We start from the raw sequence: 12264 nt of genomic DNA on the forward strand, positions 1-12264 counted from the left end.
CGCTCACGCCCGCTCCAGCTCCCGCAGCCCGGCGTCGAAGCCGACGCGCGGCCGGTAGCCGAGGTCGGCGCGGGCGGCGCCGATGTCGTAGCTGCGGTCCCGGCTCATGTTGGCGACCAGCCAGGTGGTGAGCGGCGGCGGGGTGCGCCTGCGCAGCAGCCGCGCGCCGCCGTCCACCAGGGCCGCGAGCGGCGCGACGACCGAGCGCGGCAGGCTCCGGCTGCCGCTGACGTCGACCCCCTGGGTCGCCATCAGGGGGGTGAAGAAGTCACGGACCGGCATGGGGGTGCCGTCGGTGACGTAGTACGGCGCCCCGTGCCGGCCGCGGGTGAGGGCCAGTACGGCGGCGTCGGCGAGGTTGCCGACGTGCACGAAGTCCATGAGGTGCCGGCCGCCGTCGATCCACGTCCACTGCCCCTTGCGGGCGGCCTCGACCGCGTCGGCCATGGTGGTCAGCCCCGGACCCCAGATGAACGGCGGCCGCAGGATCACCAGGGTCATGCCCGGGGTCGCGGCGGCGCGCAGCGCCTGCTCGGTCTCCAGCTTGACGCGGCAGTAGGCGATGGCGGGGGTGCCGTTGTCGGTGTGCTCGTCGACCACGGCGGCCCGCTGGCTGCCGATGGACACCCCGGCGGCGCTGATCAGTACGAACCGGGACACGCCGGCCGCGGCCGCCGCCGCGTGCAGGGCGACGGTCGGCTCCAGGTTGTCGGTGCGGAAGCCCGCGTCGGGCCCCCAGAACTCCATCCGGGCCGCGGCGTGCAGCACGGCGTCGGCCTCGCGCAGCCGGTCCTGCCAGGCCGCGGGCGCCGCCAGGTCGCCGCGCACCGGCTCCGCCCCCACCTCGGCCACCTTGCGCTCGCTGTCGCCGGACCGGGCCAGGGCGAGCACGGTGTGCCCCTCGGCCCGCAGCCGCCGGATCAGATGCCGGCCGACGAAACCACTGCCGCCGGTGAGAAAGACACGCATGACAGGACTCCTCATCCCAGGGGGACGTTCAGCGCCTTGTGGGCGGCGACCGGATTGGCGTACTCGGTGATCCGCCGCACCCGCCCCCCGGCGCACTCGAACTTGAACACGTACACGTTCCGGTAGCGGGCGCCCGAGCCGGCCAGCTCGGCCGTACCGACGGACTCGACGAAGACGACGTCCCCGTCCGCGCCGGCGGTGACGCGCCGGTCGGCCAGCACCCGCCGGCTGGTTCCCCGCAGCAGGCCGGCGAAGAACCCGAGCACCTCGTCCCGGCCGGTCAGCACCAGATACGGGCCGACGCCGCCGTCGAAGGACAGCGCGAGGGTGTGCACGACGTCGGCGGCCAGGACGTCCGACAGCGCGGCCGGATCGCCGGCCTCGAAGGCCGCAAGATAGGCGGTGACGGCGGCGAGTGAGCCGGCGCGGGGCTCTTCGAGCGTGGGTGACACAGGAACTCCTCCTCGACGCGCCGGGCCCGACCGGGCCCGGCGGTGGATCCGAGGTCCACTGTGCGACCGCCCCCGGCGGGGCGGTAGAGGAGCATGTGTCCGCGGAGCGCCACTCCCTGGTTGCGGTCCCGCCCGGGTGCGAGCATGGGTGCATGGAGCGCGACCAACTGGCTGACTTCCTGCGCCGGCGCCGCGAGGCGATCCACCCGGGCGACGTCGGCCTGGCCCCCGGACCCCGCCGCCGCAGCCCCGGCCTGCGCCGCGAAGAGGTGGCGATGATCGCCGGGATGTCGGTGGACTACGTCTCCCGCCTGGAGCAGGGCCGCAGCAGCCGGCCGTCGGAGCAGTTGCTCGAGGCGCTGGCCCGCGCGCTGCGCCTGTCCGACGACGAACGCGACCACCTGTTCCACCTCGCCGGCCACCGGCCACCGCCGACGACCGGCCCGGCCCAGCCGGCCCGGGCCGGCCTGCTGCGGATGCTGGACCTGCTCACCGACACGCCCGCGGTGGTGCTGTCCGACCTGGGCGAGGCGCTCGCCCAGAACCGGGCGGCCCGGTTGCTGATCGGCGACCTGACCGGGCTCCGCGGCGACGAGCGCTATCTCGTCCACCGCTGGTTCACCGACCCCGCCGTGCGCGCCACGCACGCGCCCGAGCAGCACGAGAGCCACGCCCGCGCGCTCGTGGCCGACCTGCGCTCGGCGGTCGGCCGCAGTTCCGGCGATCCGGCCGTCGCCGCGTTCGTCGAACGGCTGCGGGCGCGCAGTGACGACTTCCGCCGGATGTGGGCCGAGCACGAGGTGGCGGTCAAACGGACGGACCGCAAGCGGCTGATCCATCCGCGGGTGGGCCCGCTGCTGCTGGACTGCGAGACGCTGGTCGGCGTCGACCACCAGCAGCGGCTGATGGTGTTCACCCCCGCCGACCACGAGAGCCGCGAACGCCTGGAGTTGCTCCAGGTGCTCGGCCTCCAGGAATTCTCCTGACCGGACCGACCGGACCGACCGGACCGACCGGCCTCAGACCAGATCCACCAGGTCCGCGATCGAGTCGACGACCTTCGTCGGCCGGTACGGGTACTGGTGGATGTCGGCCGTCGTGGTCAGCCCCGTCAGCACCAGGAACGTCTCCATCCCGGCCTCCAGACCGGCCAGTACGTCGGTGTCCATCCGGTCCCCGATCATGGCGCTGGACTCGGAGTGCGCGCCGATCACGTTCAGCCCGGTGCGCATCATCAGCGGGTTCGGCTTGCCGACGAAGTACGGGTCCTTCCCCGTCGCCTTGGTGATCAGCGCGGCCACCGACCCCGTCGCGGGCAGCGCGCCCTGCGGCGACGGCCCGGTGTTGTCGGGGTTGGTCGCGATGAACCGCGCCCCGTTGTTGATCAGCCGGATCGCCTTGGTCAGCGCCTCGAAGGAGTACGTCCGGGTCTCGCCGAGGACCACGAAGTCCGGGTCGGTGTCCGTCATGACGTACCCCGCCTCGTGCAGCGCGGTGGTCAGCCCGGCCTCGCCGATGACGTAGGCGGTACCGCCGGGGTGCTGGGTGTCCAGGAACTTCGCCGTGGCCAGCGCCGAGGTCCAGATGTTCTCGACCGGCACCTCCAGGCCGATCCGGTTCAGCCGGGCGTGCAGGTCCCGGGCGGTGTAGATCGAGTTGTTGGTGAGCACCAGGAACGGCCGCCCGGAGTCCCTCAGCTTCTTGATGAAGGCGTCGGCGCCGGGCACCGGCACACCCTCATGCATCAGCACCCCATCCATGTCGGTGAGCCACGATTCGATGGGCTTGCGCTCTGTCATGCGGGCGGACTCCTGCCGTGCGGCGGCCGTGCGGCGACCTGGGGATGGGCCTGTGGACGACCATGCTAAGCACCAAACCCGCCGGCGGCCCGCGTCGCCCGTTCGGAGCAGTCGGGCCCCCGCACCGGATGCGGCGGCCCGGCCACCGGGGGAGTCTCCAAGGTGACTGGAGGTACACGATGGGCTCACTGAAAGCCACTCTCTGTGCCGGGACCGCGCTGCTCGCGGCGCTCACCCCGGCCACGGCGTACGCGGCGGACACCGACGGGGTCCTGGTCACCCCGGCGGCCCCCGCCCCCGGCACCGACGTCACCCTCCGCGCGCCCGACTGCACCGAGAAGACCGCGGTGGCCGTCTCGGCGGCCTTCGAGTCCGACGTACGGCTCTCCCTGGCCAGCAGCGACGGCGCACTCGTCGGCGCCGGCCGGGTCCGCACCTCGGTCACCGCCGGCGCCTACGTGGTCAAGGTCCGCTGCGGCTCCCAGCAGCGCGAGGGCCGGCTCACCGTCGGGGACCGCGGCGACCGGCCCGACGAGGGCCGCACCCCCACCCCCGCCCACGCCTCTCCGGTCGCGCCCGTCGACGCGGGCGGCGGCGGTGCCGCGCGGCTGGCCGCCACGGACGCCGGCACCGCCCACGACCCGCAGGGCGAGGCCCGCCCGGACGGGCCCGGCACCGCGCACGCGGTCATCGGTCTGGTCCTCGCCGGCGTCGCCGCCGTGGCCGTCGCGCTGCGCAGCGCCCGCCGGAGCCGCGGAACGGACTGACCGGCCATGTCCGCGAGCGACCGCGAGCGCCCCACCGCCCCCGGCCGCCTGGTGACCGGCATCGCCTGGACGGTGCTGCTCCTCGGGCTGTGGCTGTGGGGCCGCGAGGCCACCGACGGCATATCCGGGCCGGCCACCGGCGACATGGCGGCGGCCGGCCGACCCCCGTACCGCTCCCTCCCGCCCGCGCACCAGCCGCTCGGCGGCGACGCCCCGCCCCGGCGCCTGGACATCCCCCGCCTCGGCGTGCGCGCCCCGGTGATCGGCCGCGGCCTCGACGCCAAGGGCGCCCTCCAGCCGCCGCCCTTCAGCCGCCCCGGCACGGTCGGCTGGTGGACGTCCGGCGCCACCCCCGGCGCGGCCGGCACCGCTCTGCTGGTCGGCCACGTCGACACCGCGACCCGCCCGGCCGTCTTCTACCAGCTCTCCACCATCGAACCCGGCGACACGATCCGCGTCCTGCGCGGCACCGCCGGCAGCGCCGAGGTCGCCGAGTTCACCGTGGACGACGTCCAGGTCCTCACCCGTGAGCGGTTCGACGCCCGCCGGGCCTACGGCCAGCACCGCTCCGGACGTGCCGAACTCCGCCTGATCACCTGCGGCGGCACCTTCGACCGGGTCAGCAACACCTACACGGCCAACGTGATCGTCTCGGCCTACCTCACCGGCACGGACGCTTGATTTCCAGGCCCTGCCCGGCCGACGGCCCACTCCCCCGAATGCCGCCGGCCGAGCCGGTCCTCGACCGCGCGCGCACGGATTGCGGGAGTAACCCGGCGACCACGCGGGAGGTCTGGTGGAAGAGAGCCGGGGGCCGGGGCTGTCTTGCCCCAACCACCTTAGAGCGTAGGGGCGTTCTGGCCTAGGGGGCACTCACGGCTTCCGGGAGACGTCGTGGCCGGCGGCGGCCGTATGCCAGGATTGACCCCTGGAACGAAGCGGGAACAGTGCACCCAAGGGGGGTTGGATGTACGGCAGCAGGGGGGCCGGGACGTTCGCCGCGACGCGCGCGTCCGCGGTGCTGCTGGGGGCGGCGCTGCTGGTCGCCGGATGTTCGTCGGGCGACGACGGGGACGACGGCGACCAGGGCAAGGACGCCGGCGCCGGCATCACGCAACAGCCCAAGGAGGCCGACCCGTTCTGGGTCAACCCGGACTCCACCGCGGCCCGGCGGGTCGCCGAGCTGGAGCAGGCCGGCCAGGACAGCGACGCCGCGCGGATCCGGAAGATCGCCGAGCAGCCGGTCGGCGAGTGGATCAGCCCGGAGAACCCCGAGGAACAGGCCCGCGGCTTCACCGAGGCCGCCGACGAGGCCGGCCGCACCGCACTGCTCGTCCTCTACAACATCCCGCACCGCGACTGCGGCCAGTACTCCCAGGGCGGCGCCGCCGACGGCGACGCCTACCGCAGCTTCGTCGACGCGGTCGCCAAGGGCATCGGCGACCGCTCCGCCACGGTGATACTCGAACCGGACGCGGTCCTGCACCTGGTGGACGGCTGCACCCCCGAGGAGTTCCACGAGGAGCGCTACGACCTGCTGGGCGGCGCCGTCGACACCCTGAAGTCCCTGGCCGACACCAAGGTCTACCTGGACGCGGGCAACGCCGGCTGGGGCGACCCGGACCAGATCCACGAGCCCCTCACCCGGGCGGGCGTCGACCGCGCCGACGGCTTCGCGGTCAACGTCTCCAACTTCTACTCCACCGACGACTCCCTCGCCTACGGCAAGCAGCTCTCCGCCAAGGTCGGCGACCAGCACTTCGTCATCGACACCAGCCGCAACGGCAACGGCCCGTACACCGAGGGCGACGAAACGGAACGCTGGTGCAACCCGCCGGGCCGCGCCCTCGGCGAAACCCCGACCACCCGCACGGCCGACCCGCTGGTCGACGCCTACCTGTGGATCAAGCGCCCCGGCGAATCAGACGGCGAATGCAAGGGCGGCCCGAAGGCGGGCGAGTGGTGGCAGGACTACGCCTTGGAGCTGGCGCGAGAGACATAGGGGCGCGAGGAACCGCGCACAGCACTACGACTTCCGGCACTGACTAAGGCACCCGCACCCACTGCGCCTTGCTCGGCACCCCGTCCCCGTCCGTCACGAACAGCATGTACCACCCCGACTGCACGAGGTTCTTGTTCTCGGGAACGGTCACCGTCACCTTGTCCCCGGACACCTCGTAGTCCAGCGCGACGGACCGCTGGTCCACGTCCGTGACGTGTGTCGACGCGCTCGGCCGGATCAGCCGCACCTTCTTGATGGAGGACGCGGCCTTCGACGTGAACGTCCCCGACTCCCCCCGGGAGATGCTCTCGGGTCCGTCCGACAGGTCGGGCCGCTCACCCCTGTACAGGTACGGCGGTGTGTAGATCTCGATCCGCTGCTCGAACGTCCCCGGCTTCGTGTTCGCCGCGTCCCCGTACAGCGAGTCCGACCCGAAGAACATCACCCGCCCGTCGGGCAGCAGAATCGACCCGGAGTGGTAATTCCGCCCCACCAGCGGATCGGCGACCCGGTCGAAGGAGTTCGTCTCCGTGTCGTACAGCCGCGCCTGGAGAATGTTGGAGTCGCCGCGCCCCCGGTAGTCCTGCGACCCCCCGGACACCAGCACACTGTCGTCGGGCAGCACGGACGCCTGCGGATACCGCGTCCCCTTCTCCAGCGAGGGCCCGTCCACGAACTCCGGACGGTCGGCCTTCAGGTCGACGATCCGCGTCTTCGCGCTCGACAGCTTGGACTCACCGACCCCGCCGCCGCCGATCACCATGTACTTCTGGTCCTGCGCCGGCGGCAACAGCACCGTCCCGGACGTCTCCATCCGGTCGGCGTCGCTCAGCCCGGGAATCCGGTCGAACTCGTTGGTCTCCACGTCCCAGACGCCCGGCTCCCGCCCGACGTCGTCGGGCCCGTACCCCGCGTTCGAACCCGAGTAGAAGATCTTCCCGTTCTGCGTCAGGAACAGCGCCGGATACGTCGGGAACTGCCGGGTCTTGTCGGTGTAGGTCCAGGTCTTGGTCTCGGGGTCGAACACCTCGTTCTTGCCCGGCACCAGCTGCCCGATGTCGTCGAGGCCGGAGACGCTGAGGATCTTGCCGTCGCTGAGCGTGGTGAGCGTCGGATACCAGCGGGCCTCGTGCATCGGGTCGACCTTGATGTACTTCTCGGCCACCGGGTCGAACTCGTACGCGTCCCGGATGCCCTGGAAGTCCTTCTTGTCGAGGGCGAGTTTCTCCGCGATGCCGTACGTGTTCTTCGCGTCGGTCCCGGACAGCCCCCGCACCTGGTAGTTGTCCTGGGTGCCGGTCTCGTACTTCGCGCCGCTCTTCTGCGCCTCGACATAGATCCGGCCGAGCCCCGGGTCGTTGCGCAGGAACTCGCCGGTCGTCTCGTCGAAGACCTTCTCGGCGCGCGGCACCAGCACCGGGTCCTTGGAGACGAACGTCTTGCCGTTCTCCTTGCCGGTGAACCTGGTGCCGGCCGGCAGGGTGATCGGCTGGTCCGGGTTCTCGTTGTGCACCACCATCAGCCCGCCGGCCTTGGTGACGTCACCCTTCAGCTTCTCGTACCGTTTGGTGCCGCCCGCGATCAGCAGATTGCCGCCTGCGAGCTGGGTGTGCCCGGTGCAGAACAGGTCGGTGGGCGTCGGCACCTTCTTGATGGTGCCCTTGACCGGGTCCCAGATCCGGGTGTCGAACTTCTTCGCGTCGAAATTGTCCGCGTTGTTGCCCGACCCGGCGACCAGCAGCACCTTGCCGGTGCGCAGCAGCGCCGCGTGAATGGTGTTCTGCTTGTACTCGTCCGGGAAGTCGACGATCTCCCAGCGGCCGTTCGCGGCCTTGTACTCCGGCTGGTTGATCTTGTACTGGTGGTATTTCTCGGTGCCGAAGCGGTACAGCCACGGCCCGTTCATCCCGGCCAGCGCGAGTACCACCACCGTGCCTATCGCGAGTCGACGGGCCCGACGGCGGCCGGCCTGGTGCTTCATTCCTTACGTCCCCCAAGTCCGCCCAGGGCGATCTGCATGGTCTGGTCGTCCGCGACCTGGCCGGACGCGGCCCACGTGGGGCGCTGCTGCGGCGCGTGCGGCCCCGGATACGGGGCGGGCACCGGGGCCTCGGGCGCGACGGCCGGCAGCTCCTCGGCAGCCGGACCCGCCGCCTTCCGCAGCTGCCGCAACTGGTGCCGCCACGCGAACATCGGCGACGCCGTGATCAGCAGCGCGAACGTGGCCCAGACGATCATCGCGGGGTGCGCGTGCCCGTACCCGAAACCGGCGGTGATCGAACCGCCGAAGATGACGATGAAGTACCAGTGGTACCGGAAGGTGCCGAACCAGGTGTCCGGGCTGACCGAGTCGCCCTTCGGGGTCACCACGAACTTGCTCTTGCGGCGCAGCACCGAGTCGATCAGCGCCTTCGCGTACAGCGGTGCCGACAGGGCCGACATGATCATGCCCGCGACACCGCCGGAGCCCTCGGGCTCGTGCGGCGAGATGTTGTGCCGGCGGTTCCAGACGTACAGGCCGATCTGGAGCGCGGAGGCGTTGCCGTAGAGCATCAGCCAGACCGCCGGGTCGATGTTGACGCCGGAGGCGCCGAGGCCGAGGAACAGGGCGCAGCTCAGCGCGGCCAGTATCCAGTTCATGGCCGACATCGGATAGAAGATGATCATCATGGTGTAGTTGAAGAGCTTGCTCGGCGGCAGCGAGTACCAGCCCTTCCAGTACTGCTTGAGGATCGTCTCGTACGTCCCGCGCGACCAGCGCATCTGCTGGGTGAAGAAGTCCGTCCAGGCGTTCGGGCCCTCGCCGACCGCGAGCACGTCGGGGGTGTAGACCGAGCGCCACTTGCGGCCCGTCGCGGGATTGCGGTGCCGGTGGATCTCGAACCCGGTGGCCATGTCCTCGGTGATCGAGTCGTACAGCCCGCCGATCTGCTTGAGCGCCTTGATCCGCACCGCGTTGGAGGTGCCCACGAACATGGGGGAGCCGTAGCGGTTGCCGGCCCGCTGGATCAGGGCGTGGAAGAGGAACTGCTGCGACTCGGCGGCCTTGGTGACCGGGTTGTCGTAGTTGCCGTAGACCTGCGGGCCGATGACGAAGCCGACGTCCGGGTCGCGGAAGTAACCGAGCATCCGCTCCAGGTAGTTGGGCAGCGGCACGTGGTCGGTGTCGACGGAGGCGAAGTAGTCGTAGTCGTCGCCGTGCGCCTCCAGCCAGGCGTTGTAGTTGCCGTGCTTGGTCTTGGCGCGGTGCGGGCCCTTGGGCATGTTCCACTTCGCGACGCCCTTGCGGGAGAAGTGGTGCACGCCCAGCCGCGCGCAGACCGCCTTCACCTCGGGGTCGTCGCCCTCGTCGAGCAGCCAGACGTGCATCACGCCCCGGTGGCGTATCTTGACGGCCGCCTCCAGCGTCCTGGTCACCATCTCCAGCGGTTCCTTGCCGGGCACGAAGGAGGTGAGGAAGGCGACCCGGGTTCCGCTTTCGGGTACCACGGGCACCGGATCGCGGGCGACGAGCGTGGCGTGCGCGTTCGACAAAACGTTCGCACAACGGAACAGCTCGATCAGACCGATGGAGACGAGCATGACCACGTCGAGCGCGGGCAGCCAGTCGAACGCCGGGTAGTCCCGCTCGGTCCAGTGCTCGGGCTGGAGCAGCCAGACCAGCAGCACCACCGACAGCAGCGGCGCCGCGGCCAGCATCAGCGCCACCCGTATCCGGTGCGGCTCCTGGGAGAGCAGCGAGCGGTAGCGCACCCGGTAGGGCTGGTCCGGGTCCTCGGGCTGGGTGAGCGGACCGGCCAGCCGACTGTAGTGCTCGTAGTCGTAGCGCGGCAGTGTCCGCTTGATCCGGCGGAACGTGCCGGTGGTGGACATCCGATGCGGGACCACTCTGAGCTGGGTGGTCTCGGACGGGTCGAAGTCAGGCCCGGCGCCCGGCGGCGTCGACGTCATGAGTCATCCCCCCACACGCAGGTCACGCGTGTTTCGTCGCGTACAGCGCCCGCTGCCGGTGTTCCCCTGGACCGTCACAGGCGTAACAGTGGTGGATCGCCGTCACCACACCATCCACACCCTATAGACATGGAACGGCGCCCTTCCGGTTGCATGATGCCCCCTCGGCATCCGGCCCCCTGCGGCCCCTCGTCCCGCAGTACCGCCAACCGGTTCCGTGCCCCCCTGGATCCACCAGGGTTCTACGGCCGTCAGCATGATCGCAAGACGGGAAACGAGGTGTTTACCGGTCATACGCGCGAATTGCCGTGTCTGTGGAGATCAGGTGGAGAGGCCGGAAACGCCGAAGGCCCCTCGCTCTCGCGAAGGGCCTTCGGCTGTCGGTGCGCCGCCAGGGACTCGAACCCCGGACCCGCTGATTAAGAGTCAGCTGCTCTAACCAACTGAGCTAGCGGCGCCTGCTGACATCGACAACTTTACCCGACCCCGCGCGGTGCTCCGGACCACCGGCCGCCCGCCCGAGCGGCCCCGTACATCATTCGGACCGTCAACATGCGCGTCCCGCCCACCGTTGCGAAACTGACGCACGTGTACCGCAGCGGACAGGTCCGGCCGGAGTGTGAGGGGAATCGCATGGAGACGCCGGTATTCGAGGAGATCGACCCGGCGAACGACTGCGACTGCCCCGGCTGCCATCACTGGCGCCGGGTGCTGCCGCACGCCACCGCGGGCCGCGCCACCCCCGCCCGTCCGGCCGCCCGGCGGGCCCTGGTCGTGGCGGCCACCGCCTCCGCCGCCCTCGCCACCGGCGCGGCGACCGCCCTCCCGGCCGCCGCCGCCCACGCCCCGCAGCGCCCCGGCGTCCCCGCGGCCGACCGCACCGAGCCCCCCGGCAGCACGCAGGCCCCCGACCCCGACAGCACCAGCACCCCCGGCACCCCCCAGGGCAAGCGGACGCCGCTGCACGGTCCCGGTGGGGCGCCCGCCGTCCCGCCGGCCGGTGCCCCGCTCCCCGAGACCACCCGGGAGCAGATCATGGCGCGGGCCCAGACCTGGGTCGACGCGAAGGTGCCGTACAGCATGAGCGCCTACTGGTCCGACGGCTACCGGCAGGACTGCTCGGGCTATGTCTCGATGGCCTGGGGACTGCCGGCCAACGAGTGGACCGGCAGCCTCGGCACGTTCTCCGACCGCGTCACCAAGGACGAGCTCCAGCCCGGCGACATCCTGCTGTTCCACAACCCGGCCGACCCCGAGAAGGGCTCCCACGTGGTGATCTTCGGCGGCTGGACGGACTCGACGCACACCGAGTACGTCGCCTACGAGCAGACGCCCCCGCACACCCGCCGCAAGGCCACGCCGTACGCCTACTGGAACAACTCCGCCGGCTATCTGCCCTACCGCTACAAGGGCGTGGTGGCGTCCGCGGCCGGCGCCGAGCCGACCGCCTACCCGGGGACGGCGGCCTTCGGCCCCGGCGCGCACAACGCCTCCGTCACCCGGCTCGGCCGGCTGCTGGTCCGGCGCGGCGGCGCCCGCTTCTACGCCACCGGCCCGGGGCCGCGCTGGTCGGCGGCGGACCGGGCGGCGACCCGGGCGTTCCAGCGGGCCCAGGGCTGGCGGGGCGCCGACGCCGACGGGCTGCCGGGCCCGGCCACCTGGCGGCTCCTGGTGACCGGCAAGGGCGAGGACATCCCGCCCGCCGGGCCGGGGCACGCCGGGGTGCCCGGCTACCCGGGCCGGGCCGCGTTCCGCCCGGACGCGTCCGGCGACCATGTCACCCGGCTGGGCAGGCAGCTGGTCGCGAAGGGGTACGGCAGGTTCTACGCCTCCGGTCCCGGTCCGCGCTGGGGCGTCGCGGACCGCCGGGCCGTCGAGGCGTTCCAGCGCGCCCAGGGCTGGCGCGGCGGCGCGGCGGACGGCTTCCCGGGCCCGGAGACCTGGCGCCGGCTCTTCTCCTGACATTCCCCCTTCCCGACGTTCATGAGGCATCTGGCGCGGAGGCTGGAGCACGCATGAGTACGACCTCGACCACCACCCCACCACCCCCCGAGCCGGGCGGCCCGGCGGACGGACTGTCCCGTCCGGTGCGCCTCATCCAGAACGAGGCCACCACCGAGATCCCGGTCCACCTGCTCTTCAGGGACGACCCCGAACCGGCGCCGGTGCCGCTGCGCCCCGCGGTCGTCGGCCGCCGGCACGGCACCGGCGAGCAGCCCCGCGTCCGGCGCCCGGTGTCCAAGCCGCGCCCGGCCCCCGAGGTCGACCCGGCGCTGGCCGAACGCCCGGCCAGGGTGCTGCCCGGCGCGGCGGGCGTGCTGGCC

The 12264-nt window shown here is 72.0% G+C and carries 10 protein-coding genes, 1 tRNA gene and 1 pseudogene; 6 read left to right on the top strand and 6 right to left on the bottom strand.

What is annotated here, in order from left to right:
• Positions 1 to 3: 3 nt before the first annotated feature.
• Together ACTT8P_RS27965 and ACTT8P_RS27970 are read right to left on the bottom strand one after the other, a co-directional pair.
• Complete coding sequence (locus ACTT8P_RS27965) at positions 4 to 969, bottom strand: NAD-dependent epimerase/dehydratase family protein (RefSeq protein WP_442834538.1); 966 nt, start codon at positions 967 to 969, stop codon at positions 4 to 6.
• 11 nt (positions 970 to 980) lie between these two features.
• Positions 981 to 1421 carry a nuclear transport factor 2 family protein gene (locus ACTT8P_RS27970; protein WP_442834539.1) on the bottom strand — a complete coding sequence of 147 codons (441 nt, stop codon included), beginning with the start codon at positions 1419 to 1421 and terminating at the stop codon, positions 981 to 983.
• A gap of 152 nt (positions 1422 to 1573) precedes the next feature.
• Here ACTT8P_RS27970 and ACTT8P_RS27975 point away from each other — a divergent pair, with 152 nt between their 5' ends.
• On the top strand, positions 1574 to 2407 hold the full coding sequence (locus ACTT8P_RS27975; protein ID WP_442834540.1) for a helix-turn-helix transcriptional regulator: 834 nt from the start codon (positions 1574 to 1576) through the stop codon (positions 2405 to 2407).
• 33 nt (positions 2408 to 2440) lie between these two features.
• Here ACTT8P_RS27975 and ACTT8P_RS27980 read toward each other — a convergent pair whose 3' ends face one another.
• On the bottom strand, positions 2441 to 3220 hold the full coding sequence (locus ACTT8P_RS27980) for an HAD-IIA family hydrolase (RefSeq protein ID WP_361159488.1): 780 nt from the start codon (positions 3218 to 3220) through the stop codon (positions 2441 to 2443).
• 179 nt (positions 3221 to 3399) lie between these two features.
• Between ACTT8P_RS27980 and ACTT8P_RS27985 the strand changes: the two genes are divergently transcribed.
• From ACTT8P_RS27985 to ACTT8P_RS27995, 3 genes are all read left to right on the top strand, one after another.
• Positions 3400 to 3987: a hypothetical protein gene (locus tag ACTT8P_RS27985; protein ID WP_442834541.1), complete on the top strand. Its 588-nt coding sequence runs from the start codon at positions 3400 to 3402 to the stop codon at positions 3985 to 3987.
• Between the two features lie 6 nt (positions 3988 to 3993).
• Entirely contained in the window at positions 3994 to 4668 is a 675-nt protein-coding gene (locus ACTT8P_RS27990; protein WP_442834542.1) for a class F sortase, read from the top strand.
• 286 nt (positions 4669 to 4954) lie between these two features.
• Entirely contained in the window at positions 4955 to 5989 is a 1035-nt protein-coding gene (locus ACTT8P_RS27995) for a glycoside hydrolase family 6 protein (RefSeq protein WP_442834543.1), read from the top strand.
• A 43-nt stretch (positions 5990 to 6032) separates the two neighbouring features.
• Here ACTT8P_RS27995 and ACTT8P_RS28000 read toward each other — a convergent pair whose 3' ends face one another.
• The 3 genes from ACTT8P_RS28000 to ACTT8P_RS28010 form a co-directional block, all read right to left on the bottom strand.
• Positions 6033 to 7970, bottom strand: a complete 1938-nt coding sequence (locus ACTT8P_RS28000; RefSeq protein ID WP_442834544.1) for a galactose oxidase-like domain-containing protein — start codon at positions 7968 to 7970, stop codon at positions 6033 to 6035.
• Positions 7967 to 9940 (bottom strand): glycosyltransferase family 2 protein, encoded by a 1974-nt coding sequence (locus ACTT8P_RS28005; RefSeq protein ID WP_442834545.1) that lies wholly within the window; start codon positions 9938 to 9940, stop codon positions 7967 to 7969. The genes ACTT8P_RS28000 and ACTT8P_RS28005 overlap by 4 nt, the downstream gene beginning before the upstream one ends.
• Positions 9941 to 10324: 384 nt before the next feature.
• Positions 10325 to 10398 (bottom strand) — tRNA-Lys (locus tag ACTT8P_RS28010).
• Between the two features lie 175 nt (positions 10399 to 10573).
• On the opposite strand from ACTT8P_RS28010, the gene ACTT8P_RS28015 reads away from it, so the two are divergent.
• Both ACTT8P_RS28015 and ACTT8P_RS28020 read left to right on the top strand, forming a co-directional pair.
• Positions 10574 to 11902, top strand: a complete 1329-nt coding sequence (locus tag ACTT8P_RS28015; protein ID WP_442834546.1) for a peptidoglycan-binding protein — start codon at positions 10574 to 10576, stop codon at positions 11900 to 11902.
• Positions 11899 to 12264 (top strand): annotated as a pseudogene (locus ACTT8P_RS28020) (hypothetical protein); the annotation flags it as partial. The gene ACTT8P_RS28015 and the pseudogene ACTT8P_RS28020, both read left to right, overlap by 4 nt.

This window comes from Streptomyces sp. JW3 (genome assembly GCF_052216785.1).
Taxonomy (GTDB): Bacteria; Actinomycetota; Actinomycetes; order Streptomycetales; family Streptomycetaceae; genus Streptomyces.